The organism is Jiella flava (genome assembly GCF_017349315.1).
GTDB classification, from domain to species: domain Bacteria; phylum Pseudomonadota; class Alphaproteobacteria; order Rhizobiales; family Rhizobiaceae; genus Jiella; species Jiella flava.
Window position 1 is genome coordinate 72475 of sequence record NZ_JAFMPP010000002.1, and the last position, 19132, is coordinate 91606.

The window sequence follows — 19132 nt, forward strand, 5'->3', positions numbered from 1 at the left end:
CCGTCCAAAGCCAAAATATCCTAAGATTTCAGCAACCATGCGCTGCAAAGTGAGCGGAAGGGCGCTCGCTGGTCAGTCCGGGAAAGGGATCTCGTGGCAGAATAATCCGATCGCCGGCTGCGGATCATTTAGGTGCTCGGTGAGCTCGCATGGTTGTGAAGCGGGTGCGTAAAGTCTATTATTTGATCATATTGCATAAAAGATATGCACACCTACCTGTATCTTAACCCCTTCCTGTTGGGAGGCTCATTGAGGAACAGCCCATGAAACCGAGAGAGGGCCATCAAGGCGCCGAGATCCTGCCGTTTCCCTTAAAGGCGCGTCTTGCCTGCGTCGCCGCCTCGCGCTCGCAGCGCCTGTCCCAGCCTTTGCCGGGCTTCGTCGAATTTGCCGCCGGCGGTGCCGCCTATCACGAAGACGCCATCCGCGAGGACGCCGAAAAGCATGGGCGCCGCCATTAACGGCTAACCCTGGCCCCAAGCGGCGGTCTTTGACCGTGGTCGCGGCCCCTGGCTGACCAAACGGCCGGCTTGCCAAACGGGCGGCTACGTCGCATCACGCCCGTCATGGCCGCAACCATTTCCAGCCGCAGCCGGCTCGATGCACTGCTCGTCGACAAGGGCTTCTTTGCCACCCGCTCGCGGGCGCGCGACGCGATTTTGCGCGGCCATGTCGTCGTTGCGGGCAAGCCTGAGACGCGGCCCGGCCTGACGGTTCGGCCGGACGCGTCCATCGTTGTCTCCGATCCGGCCTGCGCCTATGTCTCGCGCGCGGCGCTGAAGCTGAGACAGGCAATTGCCATGTTCGATGTTGCCCCGCGCGGCCGCGCGGCCCTCGATATCGGTGCGTCGACCGGCGGTTTTACTCAGGTTCTTCTGGAGGCCGGCGTCGCCCATGTGGTGGCGATCGATGTCGGCCACGGGCAAATGCATGCTACGATCGCCTCTGATCCGCGGGTGACGGCGCTCGAAGGGCTGAATGCCCGCGAGCTGGCACGCTCTGATCTTGCCGGCCACAAGATCGACCTCATCGTTTCGGACGTCAGCTTCATTTCCCTCACGCTTGCTTTGCCGCCGGCGTTGTCGCTGGCCGAGCCGGGTGCCGACGGCCTCTTTCTGGTCAAGCCGCAATTTGAGGCCGGGCGCGCGGCGATCGGCAAGGGCGGGCTTTTGCGCGATCCGGCATCGGCCGAGACGATCGCCGGGCACGTGCGGGAGTGGCTCGACCGACAACCGGGCTGGCAGGCACTGGCGCTCATCGATTCCCCAATCAGCGGCGGCGACGGCAACCGCGAATTTCTGCTTCATGGACGAAAGGCGAACCATTGCGCGTGACGATCGACAGCCTCGGGGCGAAGGGCGACGGCGTCGCGATAACGCATGCCGGGCCGGCCTATCTGCCCTTCACCCTGCCGGGCGAGGTGGTGGAACTGGAAGGCACTGAGGCGCGGCCAGATTTCACGCTGATCGCGGCGTCGCCCGAGCGTCAGTCGCCGGCCTGCCGGCATTTTACCGAATGCGGCGGTTGCGATCTGCAGCATGCGAGCGAGACGACCTATCACGCCTTCAAGCGCGGCCTCGTCGTTGCCGCCTTGCAGCGGCAGGGGATCGAGGTCGAGGTGGCGCCGCTTGTGCCCTGTGCGCCGGCCTCGCGCCGCCGGGTGACGCTGACGGCGGTGCGTACCGGCAATCGCGTGCTTCTCGGCTACAACGCCGCCCGCTCGACCCGTGTGGTGCCGATCGAAACCTGCCCTATCGCGATGCCGCAAATCACGGCGGCGCTGCCAGTCCTGCGACGGCTCGCCGGGCTTTTGATCGACCGCAAACGGCCGTTGAAGCTGTTGGTGACGATGACGGCGGCCGGCCTCGACATTGCCGCCGAAGGCGCGGCGCGCTTGTCCGACACGCTCCGGCAGCAGGCGGTTGCCTTGACGCTGGAGGCGGGGGTTGCCCGGCTGAGCCTTGGCGACGAGATCCTCGTGATGGCCAGAGCCCCCTTCATCGACTTTGCCGGCGTTCCCGTCGCGCTGCCGCCTGGCGCATTTCTGCAGGCGGTCGAGAACGCGGAGCGGGCGATGGCCGAGCGGGTGACCACCCATCTCGCGGGAGCCAAGCGCGTCGCCGACTTCTTTTCCGGTTGCGGCACGTTCTCGCTGCGGTTGGCGCGGCAGGCGGCGGTCAACGCCGTGGAAAGTGACGCGCTGGCGCTCGCCGTCCAGGATCAGGCACACCGTCAGGCCCAGGGGCTGAAGCCTCTGACCACCGAACGCCGCGATCTCTTCCGTCGCCCGGTTCCGGCCAAGGAGATGGCGTCTTTCGATGCCGCGGTCTTTGATCCGCCACGAGCCGGCGCCGAAGGGCTCGCACGGGAACTTGCCGCCTCAAGGATCGGCCGGCTCGCTGCCGTCTCCTGCAATCCGATGACCCTTGCCCGGGATCTGAAGATCCTCGTCGATGGCGGCTATCGGATCCGTTCGGTCACGCCGATCGACCAGTTCTTATGGTCGCATCATGTCGAGGTGGTAGCCCTGCTCGAACGCGGGTGAGATCCTCGCGTCACCGAATGACGGATCGCCGGGCGACTTGCCGTTTGTCGCCCAGCATGCGAGCGAGACCCAACGCGACCCATCGCTCCCCCGCGTGCGAACTGCAGGCCGACGGATCTTGACCGAATATCTTGCCCAGTATGGAACCGGCTTCTTGTTTCTCGTCGTCCTTCTGGAATCGACGGGACTGCCGCTGCCGGGGGAAAGTCTCGTCGTCGCCGGGGGACTGCTGGCCGGCCAGGGCTCGTTGAGTCTGTGGCTGGTGCTTGGCGCGGCCTGGGCCGGCTCGATCGTCGGCGACAATATCGGCTATGCGGTCGGCCGGCGTTATGGCCGCACGATCGTCGTACGCTGGGGCGAGCATTTCGGCCTTGGCGAAAAGCGCTTCAAGATGGTCGAGGATCGGTTCGACAACTACGGCATCGCCGTGGTGCTCATTGCCCGCTTCATCATCATCCTGCGCCAGCTCAATGGCTTCGTCGCCGGCACGATGAAGATGAACTGGCCGGTCTTCCTGCTTTACAATTCGATCAGCGCCGCGCTCTGGTCGCTGGCCTATGGCGGGCTCGCTTATGCCTTCGGCTCGGCCTTCCAGACCTATTTTGCCGGCCATTCGACCTGGCCGCTCTATGTCGCGGCGGCGGCGATCTGCCTGATCGGCTGTGTCGGAACCTACCGGTTTCTGTTCCACAGCAAGGATGAGGAGCAGGACGAGAGCCGCGGGGGAAATGGCGAGGGCGGCGAGGGGACTCGCCGGGAGGCCTGAAAGCCGGGCGGCCTAAAAGCCGGGCGGATGGTGCGAGGCGAATGGCGAGCGCTGAATCTCGGTGTGGGGTCGGATCGCTCCTGCTTCAGGCGCGATGATCGCCGCCCACCGAGGTGGAGCTGTTGGCAATCGCCGGGTGATTGCGCCTTATCGATTATGGGCCTTTTATCGGTCGGCATCAGGGCACCGCCGACCGACTCGGACGCGGAAAAGGCGCAGAGCGTCGCGGGCCGGGATTGACGAATGCGGCGCCGCGTCGTCAAAACCGATGGTGAAACGCTTTGAAGGCTCCGGCCCATCCGGTCGTCGCGGCGCGTCGTGGCCGAGCCTGCGCCCGCGGCTGCCAGAACGTTTCAAATTTGGATCGCGCGGCCCGTCAACCATAGACTGGGATAAAATCTTGCTTCTCAATCCGTTCGACGATCAGCCCGCTGAGTTCAAAGCGAAGGCGGCGTTCACCCTTGTCTTGCTCGGCGCTGCCAATTTGGGCGTCTGGCTCTGGGCCTTCGATGCGTTTGCTGGACGGCCGGCGCTTCTCGGCACGGCGTTTCTCGCCTATATGTTCGGGCTCCGTCACGCCTTCGATGCGGATCACATCGCCGCCATCGACAATGTCGTGCGCAAACTGGTGCAGAGCGGCAAGAAGCCGCTTTCGGTAGGCTTCTTCTTTTCACTCGGCCACTCCACCATCGTCGTCGCGGCGACGGTTCTGATCGCCCTGACCGTCTCAACCTTTCAGGACCGCCAGAACGCGCTTCAGGCGATCGGCGGGGTCGTCGGGACGCTGGTCTCGTCGCTTTTCCTGATCGCCATCGGTCTGGCCAATCTCGTCGTCCTACGTTCGATCTTTGCGGCCTTTCAGCGGGCCCGGCGCGGCGAGGAAATCGGCGAAGAGGATCTTGACGGCCTGCTCCGCGGACGCGGCTTGTTGGCCCGGATTTTTCGCCCGCTGTTCCGGGTGGTGACACGCTCGTGGCACCTTTACCCCATCGGCTTCCTGTTTGGCCTCGGCTTCGACACCGCGACCGAGATCGGCCTGTTGGGCATCTCGGCGAGCCAGGCGGCGCAGGGATTGTCGCTCTGGTCGATCCTGGTGTTTCCGGCGCTGTTTACCGCCGGCATGTCGCTGATGGACACGCTCGACAGCATGCTGATGACCGGGGCCTATGGCTGGGCGTCGGTGAAGCCGCTGCGCAAGCTTTGGTACAATCTGACCATCACCGCGGCCTCGGTGGCGGTGGCGATCTTTATCGGCGGGATCGAGGCGTTGGGACTGGCCGCCGACGAATTGAACCTCACCGGCCGGTTTTGGGATCTTATCGGCCATCTCAACGACAATCTCGCCGATCTCGGCTATGTGCTTGTCGGCATTTTCGCCCTGAGCTGGCTGGTCTCGACGGTCATCTACCGCGCGCGAGGCTATGACGACGCGGTCGTTGATCCGCAGGGCGCCTCCTCTTAAGACAACGCCAAGCTTGGGCGCCGGCGGCGCCCCTCTTGTTTTACTGGCCGGCGCCGGTGAGGATGATCAGGGCGAAGGCGAGAGCGATGATGAAGATCCAGGCCGCCGCGCCGAGAAGGGCCGGGCGCAGGCCTTTCGCCGCCAGCTTGCGCATGTCGGTTTCGAGCCCCATCGAGGCCAGAGCGATCGCCAGCAGGAAATGCGTCGTCCAGATGGTGCCGGGCATCACCGCCTCCGGAACAATGCCGATCGAGGCGACGCCGATCATCGCGATGAAGCCGAGGACGAACCAGGGGACCGGCACCCCGCCGCCTTCGCTCGTCGTCGTGCGGGCCCGGCGGGCGGCGAAGTAACCAAGCCCAAGGACCATGGGGGCGAGCATCAACACGCGGGTCAGCTTGGCGATGGTGCCGAGATGGCCGGCGAGGTCGCCACCCTGAAAGGCAGCCGCGACGACCTGAGCGACCTCGTGGATCGAAGCACCCGTCCACAGGCCATAGACCGCGGGGCTGAGATGCAGGGCGTTGTTCGCAAGTGGCAAGGCCACCATCGACAGCGAACCGAACACAGTGACGCAGGCGATCGCATAGGCGACATCCTCGTCGCGCGCCCGGGTCACGGTGTTGGTCGCGATCACGGCCGAGGCACCGCAGATCGAGGTGCCGGCGGCGATCAGCTCGGCGAGCTTGGCGTCGACACCGAGCATTCGTCCAAGCCATTTGGTGAACAGGAAGGTCGAGAGCAGCGTTACGACGATCACCGCGACGCCGAGAGCGCCGACCTCGGCGATCTGCGGCAGGGTGAGTTGCAGGCCGAGCAGCACGATGCCCGCCCGCAACAGCCGTCTCAGGCCGAATTTGACGCCGGGCAGCGCGGCTGCCGGCGTGCCAACGGTGTTATGAAACACCATGCCGAGAATGATCGCCAAGATCAGCGGGCTCATGAAGCCGAAGCCGGGCACAGCGTGAATCGCAAAGGCCAGCAGTGCGATCGCCACGGTGAGGGCAAGCCCCGGTCCGATCGAGGCCGGCAGGGCGTCGGCACTGGATGCATTCGCTTGACTGAGATTGGTCATGATCAGTTCCGCCATGCGGTGTTTACTGACCACAATCTTAGAGAGCGATATTCAATCGGTCCAAATGGTAATTCTTGTATTTTTAATTGATAAAATCGAATGGTTGAGCCCGTGTGGCACCGGTGGCGAGGGACGCGAACCCCACGCCAGTGCGGCGGGCCGTCAATCGCGGGCGAGGACGCCGTGCTCCCAGCCGAGCATCGCGCGCTTGCGGGTGATGCCCCAGTGATAACCGGTGAGGGCGCCGCTCTTGCCGAGCACGCGATGGCAGGGAACGACGAAGGACACCGGGTTGCGGCCGACCGCCGCGCCGACCGCCCGCGCGGCCTTGGGGGCGCCGATTCGTTCGGCGATGGTCGAATAGCTCGCCGCTTGGCCGAGCGGGATCTCGAGCAGTGTCTGCCAGACGCGGATTTCGAAATCCGTCCCGATCAAGACGACCTTCAGCGGCCGATCCCGCTGCCAGCGCGAGGGCTCGAAGATGCGCTTGGCGAACGGGCCGGTGCGCATCGCGTCGGCGATGAAGCGCGCCCTCGGCCAGCGCCGGCGCATGTCGTCAAGTGCGGCGGCTTCACCACCATCGGTCGGCTCGGCAAAGCCGATCCCGGCGAGCCCGCGATCATTCGCGACGACGATGGCGAGGCCGAAGGGCGTTGGATGATAGCCATAGAACAGATCGATGCCGTCGCCGCGCGCCTTATAGCTGCCCGGCGACAGGGCTTCGTGCTTGACGAAGAGATCGTGCAAGCGCGAGGGGCCTGAAAACCCGACCTCATAGGCCGCATCGAGCAGCGAGGCGCCTTCGTCGAGCAGCCGCCGCGCATTGTCCAGCGTCACCGCCTGGAGAAAGGCCTTGGGCGTCAAGCCGGCCCAGCGTCTGAGCAGCGAGGTCAAGGTTTCTTCTGATCGGCCGATCGCTTCGGAGATTTCGGCAAGGCTCGGCTGGCTGCGATATTCGATCGAGATGAACTCGATCATGCGGCGAACGGTTTCGTAGTCGGTCAAGGTCGCGCGTCCGGAGGGCATGACGTCAGGGAGGGGAACGGCTTCGCAGGTTTCGGCGGAAAAGGTCAGCATGGCGAAATCTCCTTCACCGTCATCTGCGCATGGGCCATAACCACCCGCCACCCGTTTTCCAGACGGCTTTCAATTTTATCGCCGTTTGGCCGTTGTCAGCGCGTCGCCAAACGCTTTGGCGAAACTCTCGCGATCGTCGGGATTGAGAAAACCGCCGATCTCGGTGGAGATGTTCTTCGAATCGACGCTCATCCGGGTGATGCCGATTTCTTCATGGCGATTGATCGAGAAGCGGGCGAAGAACGGGTTGTGATGGGCTTCGCGCACGTCGCCGCGGGGCGAGGTCTTGCGGATGGCGCAATCGGTCCGCGTCACGCAGACCTCCTCCCGCGCCTTGGCCGAACGATAGCTGGCCGCGAAGGCCCACCACAGAAACAAAACGTCGAGCCCGAAAAAGCCGACCACCGGCCAGGCGCCGTTCATCCAGAACAACAGGCCGCTGACGAGGCTGACGAGGCAGAAAAAGCTCATCATGATGGTAAAGCCCGCCCGGCCCAGCGAGCGGTAGGGCGTCAGCAGCGCCTGAAAGATCGGGCGCTCGGACGATGCGATCGGTGACCGCCCATCCGCCATGCGGGAATCGGGGGTCATGTTTTGGTCCTTGCGATTGTCATCCATCGGCCAGGCTCGCTATAGGGCGATGATGGTTGAAAAGATCGACAAGCCGGTCCCTCGGGTCAAGCGGGCAGTCGCCAAGACGGCGGCGAAGACGCCCAAGGCGCGCGCGGCCAAGCGAAGCATCACGGTGCCCTATACAGCCGAGGACATCGCCGAGATCTTCTGGCGCTTCCAGGTGCAGCGGCCCGAGCCGGAATCGGAACTCGAATACAGCAACGCCTTCACCTTGCTCGTCGCCGTGGTGCTGTCGGCGCAGGCGACCGATGCCGGGGTCAACAAGGCGACGCGCGGCCTGTTCGCGGCTGCCGATACGCCTGAGGCGATGGCGGCGCTCGGGGAAGAGGCGATCCGCGAACACATCAAGACCATCGGTCTTTATCGCAACAAGGCCAAGAACGTCGCGGCGCTGTCCGAGGCGCTGATCGCCCGGCATGAGGGTGCTGTGCCGAACGACCGTGCGGCGCTGGAGGCGCTGCCCGGGGTCGGCCGTAAGACCGCCAATGTTGTCCTCAACGTCGCCTTCGGCGAAGAGACGCTGGCGGTCGACACCCATATCTTCCGTATCGGCAATCGGCTGCATCTGGCGCCGGGCAAGACGCCGGACGAGGTCGAAGACAATCTTCTCCGCCTCATTCCGCAGCCCTATCGCCGCCATGCCCATCACTGGCTGATCCTGCACGGCCGTTATGTCTGCAAAGCCCGCAAACCGGTCTGCGAGGCCTGCGTGATCGCCGATCTGTGCATGGCCGAGGTGAAGACCTGCGACGTGCCGGCCGCGCTTACGCCTTTGCCGCCCGGTCCGCCGCCATCGGCGACGGCGGCCTGACGCCAGCGGCGCGATCGAGGCTGGGAAAGTCGCCGTCCTTGGCCGAGATCCGCTGATGCAGATGCACCATCAATGCGGCGGCAAAGAGTGGGGTCAAAAGGTTGACGATCGGGATCGCCATGAACAGCGCGACCAGCAGGCCGGCGACGAAGATCGTCGGCGCGTGGCGCGCGCGCATCGCCTTGGCGTTCGCCTCGCCGCGATAGCGCATGGCGGCGAATTCGAAATATTCCCGGCCGACGAGATAGCCATTGACGACGAAGAAGGCGATGAGGTTGACGCCCGGCACCAACAAGAGCGCCAGGGCGATCAGGTTGCCGAGAATGACGACGCCGAAGAACTTGATCGACAGGAACAGCCCCTGCAGCACCGGCAACGGTCGGCCGATCGGCGCGGCGGGATAGCTGTCGCGCTCGACCACTTCGGCGACGTCGTCGAGGAACATGCCGGCGATGATCGCGCTGATCGGTCCGATCAGGAACAACAGCCCGATGGCGAGCGCGATGCCCGCGCCCCAGCCGGCAAGCGATCCGGCCTCGTCCACCCAATGCGGTGCGTCCGGGAAGAGGTTCGACAAAAACGGTACGGCGAGCCACTCGAACACGGTCTGGACACCGATCCACAACAGGATCAGGACGACGGCAGTCAGGCCGAGCGACTTCCACAGCGTCGCACGGAAGGGCGGCGACAGGAGATCGTTCAGGGCAAGACGAGCGCTGGTAAAGATCAAAAGCAGCTCCATTGTCTCGGCGAGATGGAGATAGGGGCCCGGGGGCTGTGCTGCAACGGCGATGAGGGCAGGCGGTATTCGGATGAATGCAGCCCAATCGCTTGCGAGCGGCTTGCCGCCGGCGCGTCGGTGACGAGTGCGTGAAAACGAAAAAGGCCCGCCGCCAGGGCAGGGCCTTTAAGGGCGATCGCAGCGTCGCTTGCGGGCGTATGCAATCGCTTTGGCAGACGCTCAGGCGACTATTTGCAGTCCTTGATCGAATCGAGCGCCGCGCTCACGCCCGAGAGCGAATAGCTGTAGCTCGTCTTGGTCCCACGTTTCGACTCGGCCTCGAGGCCCAGCGAATGGCCGGCGCGCATGGCGGAAACGAGCTGCGGCTCTTCGGCTGCGTTCTCCATCCAGGCCGAGTTGCCCTTGGTGAACATCGAGAATTTCTTGCCGTCGACGTCGACCGTGACCTTCGAGCCTTCCTTCAGCTCGTAGCCCATCACCGCCTGCGGCTCGTAGGATACGCCCTGGCCGGGCTTTTGCGACACGAGGAAGAAGATGTCGCCGTGATCGACATTGGCCGGCAGTTCCTTCTTCGGGGTCGAAAGAATGTAGCAGACCTTCCCGCCGGAGCCGGAATAGGAATAGGTCCCCCAGTCGTTGAAGGTGTTCATCCGTGTCGGTGTCGGGGCGGCGACGGCCGCGCTGGAGACAATCAGCAATGCCGCCGCGGTGGTCAGGATCGTCTTGGGATTCATGGTTTCCTGCTCTCCGGTGTGCGTCTTTCTGGCGGCGCCGCAACCTCGCCGAGGCTCGGCGACCGTCGGAAAACGATGACTGGCGCCACAATAGGCGATGCCGGTTTCGCGATGGTTAACGAAGGGCAAAAACCCCCGGGACAATTTTCAGGTTGCGAGACGATCGGGGTGCGCCATCATTGGGTATGGCGATTTTTGCTCGCGACCGTCGACGCCCGGTGCAGCGACGGGCGATCTTGCGACACCCGCGATTTCAGGAACAAGAGAAGGAATCGGGCGAGAGTTGGGCTCGCTGGGGCTTTTCGCCCCACCAAAGATTCAGGGCGCAAGCTTCGCGCAATTAAAAATCCGCCAGCGTCTCTCGGGCGCGATCGTAATGCTCGGGCCGGATATTGCCGCGAACCGCATTGAACGCGGCGAGAAGCACCGCGATATCGTCGGTAAAGCCGAGGCCGAGCAGCATGTCGGGGATGAGATCCATCGGCAGCACGAAATAGGCAAGCGCCGCAATCAAGATGCCGCGAGTGGTCGCCGGGGTCTTGGGATCGAGCGCGCAATAATAGGCGGCGACGACGTCGTCCATGAAGGGAATGTGGCGCAAGGCACGCCGCACCGCCGCAAAGAACGACGAGCGGACGCGCTCTTCACGCTCTGCCGAGTCGCGATCGGATCCGATCTTCAAGATTTCCGCGATCATGCCCTCGCTTAGCGTCATGGCTCACTCCCTCTTGGTTACGTATCAAGATGGCGAGGGATTGGCCACGGCTCAAGACCCGGGCGCCCATTCGGCGCACGGATCTGCTTTCATCGTGAAGGTGTTAGCTGAGACTGCGGGCTTGGCGCCTCAGCCGAACTCGGGCATCGCCGGAGCGAAAGACTCGCCGCTGTGCGAAACGAAGTCGTCGTAGCGCTTCAGATCGAAGGCTTCCTCCAGCACATAGGGGCCACCGCCGATCGAATCGCGCGAGGAGAACAGGGCGAAGCGGTCGACTGCGAAAGGCCGGCTGCGAAAGCCGCCGCGCAGCGCGAGATAGTGGGCGACGTCGCAGGCCTTGGCGTTGCGCAGCCGGGCCAGGGTGACGTGCGGCACGAACTTGCGCTGGTCTGGTGCAAGGCCAAGGCGCTTGCAGGCCCGGTCGATATCGGCCTGCAGCGCCGACAGCGCGGCCGAGGGCGCGATCTCAGCATAGACCGAATGGGGCTTCTTGCTGCCGAAGGCGGCGAGGCCCGAAAACGTCAGTTCGAAACGGCTGCGCCGGATCCGGTCCAGCGATGCGACGATCTCGTCCGCCAGCCGCGCCTCGACGTCTCCGATGAAGCGAAGCGTCAGATGATAGTTTTCCGGATCGATCCAACGGGCAGAGGTCAGGCCGCCGCGCAGAAGCGAGAGAGACAAGCCAATATCGTTTGGAATTTCGAGGGCGGTGAAGAGTCGCGGCATCGGAAGACCTCCGTCCGTCATGCTGCCCGTTAAACGCGCGAGCGCCTCATCGCGTCGCCCGCTGGCGAGCCGCCTCGGCCCACACCAGGGCATTGAGGTGAAGCAAGGGTGAGGCGGCGCGAGTCACACCCTACCACTCGCTTCATGCGCGAGACTTTCATCTCGAAAGCCATGTTTCAAGGACTGGTCAGCTTTGCACACGGCTTTTCCCGATTGCCGATGCCGCAATGCACAATTATCTCCGAGGCCGGGAGGACTCGCCGACGGCCCGCAAAATCTGCCGTTGCGCCAAGCATGGGGTCCGTCGTGAATCATCGGCACCGTCTTGCGCCACTCTGGCGACGCGCCGATCTCAATTGGATGGCGCTGCCGCGTTTTCGCCGCTGAGCGCCTTCTCGATCAAAGGCTTCATCGCCGCGACGATCTTCGCTACGCCCTTTTCATTCGGATGCATGCCTTCGCCCTGGTTGAGATCGGGTTTGCCGACCACGCCATCGAGGAAGAAGGGGTAGAAGGTGACGGGATATTGTCTGGCGAGATCGGGATAAATCGCATCGAACGCGTCGGCATAGTCCTTGCCCATGTTCGGCGGCGCCAGCATGCCGGCGAACAGCACCTTTTGGCCCCGATCGGTTAGGCGCTCCAAGATTTCGCTGAGATTTTTGCGGGTGATGTCGGGCGAAATGCCGCGCAAAGCGTCGTTGGCCCCAAGTTCGACGATCACCAGATCGGCCGACTTCGGCACCGACCAGTCGAGGCGGGCGAGCCCGCCGGTCGAGGTGTCGCCGGAGGCGCCGGCATTGACGACCGTGGCGTTGAGACCGTCTGCCCGCAGGGCCGCCTGGAGCTGCTCGGGAAACGCCTTGCCCGGCTTGACGCCGTAGCCTTGCGTCAAGCTATCGCCGAGGGCGACGATCTCGACCGCTTTACCGGATGGCTCGGCAGCCTGCGCCTTCATGCCGAAGGGGAAGGGTGCGGCGATCAGAAGCCATGACAAGGCCGTGAGGACTAGGCCCCCACGACGAAGAAAGTGTTGGAAGCGTTGCATTCGTCACCCATATCCGCACCCGGACCGGCCGAGCCACCGCACGGATCGAATGGTTGGACCCGCAAACATGTGCGACCATCAGATAGGAAGGGACGACCTTGGCGGAAACGGCAATCCGACTGCGAAACGTTCACCTGACCCTCGGATCCGGCCGATCGACCGTGCATGTGCTGAAGGGCGTCGACTTGGCGGTCGATCGCGGCGAATCCGTCGGCATCGTCGGGCCATCGGGCTCCGGCAAATCGACGTTGTTGATGGTGCTCGCCGGACTGGAGCGGGCCGACGAAGGCCTGGTCGAAATCGCCGGCACGCCGCTGCGCCCGATGAGCGAGGACCAGTTGGCGGCCTTTCGCGGTCGCAATGTCGGCATCGTCTTCCAATCCTTCCATCTGATCCCGAACATGACGGCGCTGGAAAATGTCGCCGTGCCGTTGGAACTGGCCGGCATGCCTGACGCATTCGCGCGTGCCGAACGCGAGCTTGGCAATGTCGGGCTGAAAGATCGCGCGACGCATTATCCCGGGGAGCTCTCCGGCGGCGAGCAGCAGCGCGTCGCGATGGCGCGGGCGCTGGCGCCGGAGCCGGCGATCCTGATCGCCGACGAGCCGACCGGCAATCTCGACCAGGAGACCGGGCGGCAGGTTGCTGATCTCCTGTTTGCCGAGCAGCAGCGCCGTCAGATGACCTTGGTGCTCGTGACCCATGATCCGACGCTCGCCGAGCGCTGCGGCCGCACCATCGCCGTGCGCGCCGGCGTCATTCATGACGACGGCGCCCGCCGGAGCGCTTCGGTCCAGTCGCCGGCCGGGGAGCGCGGCGCCGATGGCGCCGCGCGGCTCGTCGAGCCGATCACCCAGGCCGCGCGATGAGTGTCGCGACGGGCGAGATCGCCGTTCTCAACGGCAAACGTCAGAATGAGCCGCTCGACCGGGTGGCGCAGCTGCGATTGGCGCTGCGTTTCGCCTTGCGCGAGATGCGCGGCGGGCTCTCGGGCTTTTACATTTTTCTGGCTTGCATCACGATCGGCGTCGGGGCGATCGCGGCGGTCAACTCGGTCGCCGCGATGATGTCCGACGGCGTCACCCGCGAGGGCAAGGCGATTCTTGGCGGTGACCTGCGCCTCGCCTTGGTGCAACGGCCGGCAACGGCCGAGGAGCTGAGCTTCCTCAACGGGCTTGGCGAACTCTCGCAGACCCAGTCGCTGCGCTCGATGGTCCGGCTTATGGACGGTAGCGACCAGTCGCTCGCCGAGGTGAAAGCCGTCGACAAGGCCTATCCGCTCTATGGGTCGGTGGGCACGACGCCGAAAAGGCCGCTGACGACGCTGCTCGCCAAGACCGGCGACGGATATGGCGCGATCGCTGCCCAGGGGCTCTACGATCGGCTCGGTCTGAAGCCGGGCGACACCGTGAAGCTCGGCGATCTGACGCTGACGCTCACCGGTGTCCTCGACCGCGAGCCGGATCTGATCGGCGATGGCTTTGCGCTTGCGCCGCGGCTGATGATCTCGGAGGCGGCGCTGAAGGCGAGCGGCCTAATCCAACCCGGCAGCCTGATCGGCTATCACTACAAGCTCAAGCTGCCGCCCGGCAAACGGGCTTCGGTCGCCGAAGACGAGACCAATGCGAAGTTTCCGCAATCCGGCTTTCAGATCCGCACCTCGCGAGATGCCTCGCCGGCGCTTCAGCGCAATATCGGCCGCTTCTCGCAATTCTTGACGCTGGTCGGGCTGACGGCGCTGATCGTCGGCGGCGTCGGGGTCGCCAATGCGGTGCGCGCCTATCTCGATTCCAAGCGCGGGGTGATCGCCACCTTCAAGAGTCTCGGTGCGGGCGGACGCTTCGTCGTCACCGTCTATCTCATCCAGATCATGGGGCTCGCGACGCTTGGCGTCTTGCTCGGGCTGGTTCTCGGCGCTGTCGCGCCGTTTTTGACCGCGCGGTTCCTCGAAGGGGTGATTTCGGTTCCCGCCGAAGCGTCGGTCTATCCGGGGCCGCTCGTGCTGGCCGCCGCCTTCGGCTTCCTCACCGCGCTCGCCTTCGCGCTGATTCCGCTGGGGCGAACCCGCGACGTGCCGGCGACGGCGCTGTTCCGCGAGGCCGGCGGCAGCGGCGGTGCGCCGATGCGCTGGGCCTATTTGGGCGCGGCGATCGCTCTGGCCCTGGCGATCTCCGGCCTGGCGCTGCTGATGGCGAGCGACAAGACGGTGGCGCTGATCTTCCTTGGTGGGACGGCGGCGGCCTTTCTCATCCTGCGCGTCGTCGCAGCCGGGATTGCCGCGCTGGCGCGCCGCGCGCCGCGCGTCCGCTCCACCTCCCTGCGCCTCGCGATCGGCAATATCCATCGGCCCGGCGCGCTGACGCCGTCCGTCGTCTTGTCGCTTGGGCTCGGCCTGACCTTACTTGTGACGCTCGCGACCATCGATTTCGATCTTCGCCGTGAGATCGGAATGGGCCTTGCCAACCGGGCGCCGGACTTCTTCTTCCTCGACATCCAATCCCGTGAGATCACGCCGTTTCGCCAGAAGGTCGAGGCGCTGGCGCCGGGCTCAAAACTCAACGCCGTTCCGATGCTGCGCGGTCGAATCGTCAAGCTGAATGGCACCGACGTCGGCAAGATCAAAGCCCCGGCCAAGGGCGGCTGGGTGCTGCGCGGCGATCGCGGCATCACCTATTCCGGCACCGTTCCGGAAAACTCCACTGTGACCGAGGGCCAGTGGTGGCCAAAGAACTATGCCGGCGAGCCGCTGGTCTCCTTCGCGGCGGAGGAGGGCAGCGAACTGGGCCTGAAGATCGGCGACACACTGACCGTCAACGTGCTCGGCCGCAACATCACCGCCCGGATTGCCAATTTCCGCACCATCGAGTGGGAAAATCTCGGCATCAACTTCATCATGGTGTTCTCGCCCGACGCTTTCGCCGGGGCGCCGCATTCCTGGCTGGCGACCCTGTCGATCAAGAGCGACAGCGAGGCGGCGGAAAAGGCGGTGGTCAACGGCATCACCAACGCTTTCCCGGCGGTCACCAGTGTCCGCGTCAAAGAGGCGCTGAGCGAAGTCAACAAGCTGATTGCTCAGCTTGCCTTGGCGATCCGCGTCGCCGCCGCAGTGGCGCTGATTTCCTCGGTGCTGGTGCTGGCCGGCGCGCTGGCCGCCGGCAATCGCGGCCGGATGCATGACGCGGTGGTGCTGAAGACGCTGGGCGCGACGCGGATCACACTGATCAAAGCCTTTGCCACCGAATATCTGCTTCTGGGAATCGCCACTGGGGTTTTCGCCATTGCGGCAGGCGCGGCGGCCTCGTTCTTTGTCGTCGATACCATCATGAAGCTGCCCTGGGTGTTCAGCTGGACGGTGGCGCTGACGACGCTCGTCGTGTCGCTGCTTCTGACCGTCGGCTTCGGTCTTGCGGGAACTTGGCGCATTCTCGGCCAGAAGGCAGCGCCGGTCCTGCGAAACCTTTGACCGGCAACGGCGCGACTGGCGGCTGGCAAACGGAAGCCGGCGTTAACACAATTCACGGCGAAGTCAGCGCCGCGCGAGGTGAAATCCTTGTCAGGCAGGGCGGATGCTCTTGTGCCGCAACCGCTCAATCCGCATATTGGTGGTAGGACTGCTGGGCGTCCCGCCAGCGGCGCCTCCACGTCCGGCTCGAAACGGCGCGACGCGGACACCGGACGGGACACGCAGAAAGGAAATCGATTCATGGCTGATTATCGGAATGCCAGTATGCGGTCCGTGCCCGCTGCCGGTGCCCGGACGGATATCGACGTCGGCCTTCGCAATTACATGCTGAAGGTCTACAATCTGATGGCGGGCGGCCTCGCGCTGACCGGCATCGCGGCTTACGCGCTCTACGCCATGTCGGTGACTACGGAGCCGACGGCCTACCAGGTCCGGCCGGACCTCTTCCTCACCGATCTCGGCTACACGGTCTTCGTCTCGCCGCTGAAGTGGGTTCTGATGCTTGCTCCCCTTGCGATGGTGTTCTTCCTGTCGTTCCGGGTGCACAAGATGAGCGTCCAGGCGGCGCAGGCCACCTTCTGGGCCTATGCCGGCATGGTCGGCCTGTCGCTGTCGACGATCTTCCTCGTCTACACTCAGGAATCGATCACCCAGGTGTTCTTCATCACCGCCGCCGCCTTCGGCGCGCTGTCGCTGTGGGGCTACACCACCAAGCGCGACATTTCGGGCTGGGGCTCGTTCCTGTTCATGGGCGTGATCGGCATTATCCTCGCCTCGATCGTCAACATCTTCCTCGCGTCCAGTGCCCTGCACTTCGCGGTCTCGGTCATCGGCGTCCTGGTTTTCGCGGGCCTCACCGCCTACGACACCCAGCAGATCAAGGAGATGTATTACGAAGGTGACGGTTCGGCGGTCATGGGGCGCAAGGCCGTGATGGGCGCGTTGCGTCTCTATCTCGACTTCATCAACATGTTCCTCTTCCTGCTGCAGCTCTTCGGCAATCGTGACTGATCGCGGAAAGAACATTCAGACATGCAAAAGGGCGGTCCGATGGGCCGCCCTTTTTGTATCATCGTAGGATGATGGATGAATGTCTGGCTTGGGCGCGACAGCCTGGATGATCGTTCGATGCGATCCGCCCCGGTAGGGGTAACGCGGCTCGGCCGAGCCGCTGATGCGCCCGACGGCTTTGAGCCGATCTCTGTCGCTCAGCTCTCGCTTGGGTCGTCGCCGCCACCCTCGATCATCATCTTGCGATGCTCTTGCGCCTTCAATTCGTCCAGCGCCGGCATCGAGACAACGTTGTAGCCCGAATCCACATAATGGATTTCGCCGGTGACGCCATTGGCGAGCTCGGACATCAGATAAAGCACCGCGCCGCCGACCTCTTGGATCGTGGTGTTACGCCGCATGGGGGCGTTGCGGCGCTGATAGTTGAACATCAGCCGCGCGTCGGACACGCCGGCACCGGCGAGCGTGCGCACCGGGCCCGCCGAGATGGCGTTGACGCGGATGTTGCGTGGGCCGAAATCCGCCGCGAGATAGCGCACCGAAGCTTCCAGTGCGGCTTTCGCGACGCCCATGACGTTGTAGTTCGGCATCACGCGGACGGCGCCGCCGTAGCTCATGGTGACCATCGAGCCGCCATTCTCCATGATCGCCGCGGCGCGCTTGGCGACCTCGGTGAAGGAGAAGCAGGAGATCACCATGGTGCGCACGAAGTTTTCGCGCGTCGTATCGGCGTAGAGGCCCTTCAGCTCGTTCTTGTCGGAAAAGGCGATGGCGTGGAGCACGAAGTCGATCGAGCCCCATTCGTCCTTCAGCGTCTCGAAGACCGCGTCGAGCGAAGCGGCGTCCTCGACATCGCAAGGAATGACCAGCTTGGAGCCGATTTCCTCGGCCAGCGGCTTGACGCGCCGTCCGAACGCTTCGCCCTGATAGGTGAGGGCAACCTCCGCGCCGTTGTCGGCCAGGGCTTTGGCCGCACCCCAGGCGATCGAGTTATGGTTGGCGACGCCCATCACGAGCCCGCGCTTGCCTTTCATCAGATCGCCCATGGCGGTCTCTTTCTTTTCTTCAGTCCGTGACGCGCTGGAAGACAAGGCAAGCATTGGTGCCGCCAAAACCGAACGAATTGGACAAGATACGGTCAAGTTTGACGGCGTCGCGCCGCTCGCGAACGATTGGCAGACCTTCGAACTCGGGATCGAGATCGTCGATATGCGCGCTCTTGGCAATGAAGTTGTCACGCATCATCAACAGCGAATAGATCGCTTCATGCACGCCTGTCGCCCCTTGGCTGTGTCCGGTCAGCGACTTGGTGCCTGAAATTGGCGGGATCGCATCGCCGAAGACCTCGCGGATCGCCTGGATTTCCACCCGATCGCCGACGGGTGTCGCTGTCGCATGGGGGTTGATGTAGTCGACCGTGCCATTGAGATTGCCGGAGAAGCCGGCGAGTGCCTGACGCATGCAGCGCACGGCGCCTTCGCCCGAGGGCGCGACCATGTCGGCGCCGTCGGAGGTCGCGGCATAACCGACGAGCTCGCCGTAGATCGTCGCGCCGCGGGCCTTTGCCCGCTCATACGCCTCGAGTACCAGCACGCCGGCGCCCCCGGCGATGACGAAGCCGTCGCGGTTCTTGTCATAGGCGCGCGAAGCCACGGCGGGCGTCTCGTTGAAATTGGAGGAGAGCGCGCCCATCGCATCGAACAGGTTGGAGAGCGACCAGTTGAGGTCTTCGCAGCCGCCGGCGAACATAATGTCCTGCTTGCCGAGCATGATCTGCTCGGCGGCGTTGCCGATGCAGTGGCTGGAGGTCGAGCAGGCGGAGGAGATCGAATAGTTGATCCCCTTGATCTTGAACCAGGTGGCGAGGGTCGCCGAGGCGGTCGAGGCCATCGCTTTCGGCACCACCGTCGGGCCGATCCGCTTCGGTCCCTTCTCGCGGGTGATATCGGCCGCCTGGACGATCGAGATGGTCGAGGAGCCGCCGGAGCCCATGACGATGCCGGTGCGCTCGTGGGAGACCTCGGCCCCGTTCAGGCCGGCATCCTTGATCGCCTGATCCATGGCGACGTGGTTCCACGCCGTTCCGCCGCCGTGAAAGCGCATGGCGCGACGGTCGAGGACGGTCGAGGGGTCAAGGGTCGGCTTGCCGTGAATATGGCTGCGGAAGCCGAGCTCCTTATATTCTTCGGCAAAGGAGATGCCCGAGCGGGCGTCCTTCAAAGACCGTGCGACCTCTTCCACATCGTTACCGATGGGAGACACGATGCCCATGCCCGTCACGACGACCCGTCTCATCCGCAGACGTCCTCTTCTGGTGCCTTTTT

At 64.2% G+C, this 19132-nt stretch carries 19 protein-coding genes; 9 read left to right on the forward strand and 10 right to left on the reverse strand.

Annotated features, from left to right (window positions below; translation table 11 throughout):
- The first annotated feature begins 263 nt into the window (after positions 1-263).
- The 5 genes from J1C48_RS03015 (at position 264) to J1C48_RS03035 (ending at position 4773) form a co-directional block, all read left to right on the forward strand.
- Positions 264-461, forward strand: coding sequence for a DUF2735 domain-containing protein (locus tag J1C48_RS03015; protein WP_207256196.1), 198 nt, complete (start codon positions 264-266; stop codon positions 459-461).
- A gap of 105 nt (positions 462-566) precedes the next feature.
- Complete coding sequence (locus J1C48_RS03020) at positions 567-1334, forward strand: TlyA family RNA methyltransferase (RefSeq protein WP_207256197.1); 768 nt, start codon at positions 567-569, stop codon at positions 1332-1334.
- Positions 1325-2545 carry a class I SAM-dependent RNA methyltransferase gene (locus J1C48_RS03025; protein WP_207256198.1) on the forward strand — a complete coding sequence of 407 codons (1221 nt, stop codon included), beginning with the start codon at positions 1325-1327 and terminating at the stop codon, positions 2543-2545. The genes J1C48_RS03020 and J1C48_RS03025 overlap by 10 nt, the downstream gene beginning before the upstream one ends.
- 118 nt (positions 2546-2663) lie before the next feature.
- Positions 2664-3311: a DedA family protein gene (locus J1C48_RS03030; RefSeq protein WP_207256199.1), complete on the forward strand. Its 648-nt coding sequence runs from the start codon at positions 2664-2666 to the stop codon at positions 3309-3311.
- Positions 3312-3711: 400 nt separating this feature from the next.
- A complete protein-coding gene (locus tag J1C48_RS03035; protein ID WP_207256200.1) occupies positions 3712-4773 on the forward strand; it encodes a HoxN/HupN/NixA family nickel/cobalt transporter in 1062 nt (353 codons plus the stop codon).
- A gap of 40 nt (positions 4774-4813) precedes the next feature.
- Here J1C48_RS03035 and J1C48_RS03040 read toward each other — a convergent pair whose 3' ends face one another.
- The 3 genes from J1C48_RS03040 to J1C48_RS03050 form a co-directional block, all read right to left on the reverse strand.
- Complete coding sequence (locus tag J1C48_RS03040; RefSeq protein WP_231081546.1) at positions 4814-5848, reverse strand: YeiH family protein; 1035 nt, start codon at positions 5846-5848, stop codon at positions 4814-4816.
- Positions 5849-6010: 162 nt separating this feature from the next.
- Complete coding sequence (locus J1C48_RS03045; protein WP_207256202.1) at positions 6011-6925, reverse strand: methylated-DNA--[protein]-cysteine S-methyltransferase; 915 nt, start codon at positions 6923-6925, stop codon at positions 6011-6013.
- Between the two features lie 75 nt (positions 6926-7000).
- Positions 7001-7516 (reverse strand): DUF2244 domain-containing protein, encoded by a 516-nt coding sequence (locus J1C48_RS03050; protein WP_207256203.1) that lies wholly within the window; start codon positions 7514-7516, stop codon positions 7001-7003.
- A 49-nt stretch (positions 7517-7565) separates the two neighbouring features.
- Between J1C48_RS03050 and nth the strand changes: the two genes are divergently transcribed.
- Positions 7566-8369: an endonuclease III gene (gene nth, locus J1C48_RS03055; RefSeq protein WP_231081547.1), complete on the forward strand. Its 804-nt coding sequence runs from the start codon at positions 7566-7568 to the stop codon at positions 8367-8369.
- Here the strand turns inward: nth and J1C48_RS03060 are convergent.
- The 5 genes from J1C48_RS03060 to J1C48_RS03080 all read right to left on the reverse strand — a co-directional run bounded on the left by J1C48_RS03060 (position 8323) and on the right by J1C48_RS03080 (position 12334).
- Entirely contained in the window at positions 8323-9099 is a 777-nt protein-coding gene (locus tag J1C48_RS03060; RefSeq protein ID WP_207256204.1) for a sulfate transporter family protein, read from the reverse strand. The genes nth and J1C48_RS03060 overlap by 47 nt on opposite strands.
- Positions 9100-9338: 239 nt before the next feature.
- A complete protein-coding gene (locus J1C48_RS03065; protein WP_207256205.1) occupies positions 9339-9845 on the reverse strand; it encodes an invasion associated locus B family protein in 507 nt (168 codons plus the stop codon).
- Positions 9846-10185: 340 nt separating this feature from the next.
- Complete coding sequence (locus J1C48_RS03070) at positions 10186-10560, reverse strand: YkvA family protein (protein ID WP_207256206.1); 375 nt, start codon at positions 10558-10560, stop codon at positions 10186-10188.
- A gap of 129 nt (positions 10561-10689) precedes the next feature.
- Positions 10690-11286: an RNA 2',3'-cyclic phosphodiesterase gene (gene thpR, locus J1C48_RS03075; protein WP_207256208.1), complete on the reverse strand. Its 597-nt coding sequence runs from the start codon at positions 11284-11286 to the stop codon at positions 10690-10692.
- A 352-nt stretch (positions 11287-11638) separates the two neighbouring features.
- Entirely contained in the window at positions 11639-12334 is a 696-nt protein-coding gene (locus tag J1C48_RS03080; protein WP_207256209.1) for an arylesterase, read from the reverse strand.
- A gap of 98 nt (positions 12335-12432) precedes the next feature.
- Here J1C48_RS03080 and J1C48_RS03085 point away from each other — a divergent pair, with 98 nt between their 5' ends.
- The 3 genes from J1C48_RS03085 to J1C48_RS03095 all read left to right on the forward strand — a co-directional run bounded on the left by J1C48_RS03085 (position 12433) and on the right by J1C48_RS03095 (position 16808).
- On the forward strand, positions 12433-13203 hold the full coding sequence (locus J1C48_RS03085; protein ID WP_207256211.1) for an ABC transporter ATP-binding protein: 771 nt from the start codon (positions 12433-12435) through the stop codon (positions 13201-13203).
- Positions 13200-15797: an ABC transporter permease gene (locus tag J1C48_RS03090; RefSeq protein WP_207256213.1), complete on the forward strand. Its 2598-nt coding sequence runs from the start codon at positions 13200-13202 to the stop codon at positions 15795-15797. The genes J1C48_RS03085 and J1C48_RS03090 overlap by 4 nt, the downstream gene beginning before the upstream one ends.
- A gap of 240 nt (positions 15798-16037) precedes the next feature.
- Complete coding sequence (locus J1C48_RS03095; protein ID WP_207256214.1) at positions 16038-16808, forward strand: Bax inhibitor-1/YccA family protein; 771 nt, start codon at positions 16038-16040, stop codon at positions 16806-16808.
- A 197-nt stretch (positions 16809-17005) separates the two neighbouring features.
- Here the strand turns inward: J1C48_RS03095 and fabI are convergent, their stop codons facing one another.
- On the reverse strand, positions 17006-17854 hold the full coding sequence (gene fabI / locus J1C48_RS03100; RefSeq protein ID WP_207256216.1) for an enoyl-ACP reductase FabI: 849 nt from the start codon (positions 17852-17854) through the stop codon (positions 17006-17008).
- Positions 17855-17873: 19 nt separating this feature from the next.
- Positions 17874-19103, reverse strand: a complete 1230-nt coding sequence (fabB, locus tag J1C48_RS03105; RefSeq protein ID WP_207256218.1) for a beta-ketoacyl-ACP synthase I — start codon at positions 19101-19103, stop codon at positions 17874-17876.
- Positions 19104-19132: the final 29 nt, after the last annotated feature.

Excerpts from the sequence above, each read along its gene's own strand:
- J1C48_RS03015 (WP_207256196.1), top strand. The coding sequence starts at position 264 with ATGAAACCGAGAGAGGGCCATCAAGGCGCCGAGATCCTGCCGTTTCCC.
- J1C48_RS03020 (WP_207256197.1), top strand. The coding sequence starts at position 567 with ATGGCCGCAACCATTTCCAGCCGCAGCCGGCTCGATGCACTGCTCGTC.
- J1C48_RS03040 (WP_231081546.1), bottom strand. The coding sequence starts at position 5,848 with ATGACCAATCTCAGTCAAGCGAATGCATCCAGTGCCGACGCCCTGCCG.
- J1C48_RS03045 (WP_207256202.1), bottom strand. The coding sequence starts at position 6,925 with ATGCTGACCTTTTCCGCCGAAACCTGCGAAGCCGTTCCCCTCCCTGAC.
- J1C48_RS03050 (WP_207256203.1), bottom strand. The coding sequence starts at position 7,516 with ATGACCCCCGATTCCCGCATGGCGGATGGGCGGTCACCGATCGCATCG.
- nth (WP_231081547.1), top strand. The coding sequence starts at position 7,566 with ATGATGGTTGAAAAGATCGACAAGCCGGTCCCTCGGGTCAAGCGGGCA.
- J1C48_RS03065 (WP_207256205.1), bottom strand. The coding sequence starts at position 9,845 with ATGAATCCCAAGACGATCCTGACCACCGCGGCGGCATTGCTGATTGTC.
- J1C48_RS03070 (WP_207256206.1), bottom strand. The coding sequence starts at position 10,560 with ATGACGCTAAGCGAGGGCATGATCGCGGAAATCTTGAAGATCGGATCC.
- thpR (WP_207256208.1), bottom strand. The coding sequence starts at position 11,286 with ATGCCGCGACTCTTCACCGCCCTCGAAATTCCAAACGATATTGGCTTG.
- J1C48_RS03080 (WP_207256209.1), bottom strand. The coding sequence starts at position 12,334 with ATGCAACGCTTCCAACACTTTCTTCGTCGTGGGGGCCTAGTCCTCACG.
- J1C48_RS03090 (WP_207256213.1), top strand. The coding sequence starts at position 13,200 with ATGAGTGTCGCGACGGGCGAGATCGCCGTTCTCAACGGCAAACGTCAG.
- J1C48_RS03095 (WP_207256214.1), top strand. The coding sequence starts at position 16,038 with ATGGCTGATTATCGGAATGCCAGTATGCGGTCCGTGCCCGCTGCCGGT.
- fabI (WP_207256216.1), bottom strand. The coding sequence starts at position 17,854 with ATGGGCGATCTGATGAAAGGCAAGCGCGGGCTCGTGATGGGCGTCGCC.
- fabB (WP_207256218.1), bottom strand. The coding sequence starts at position 19,103 with ATGAGACGGGTCGTCGTGACGGGCATGGGCATCGTGTCTCCCATCGGT.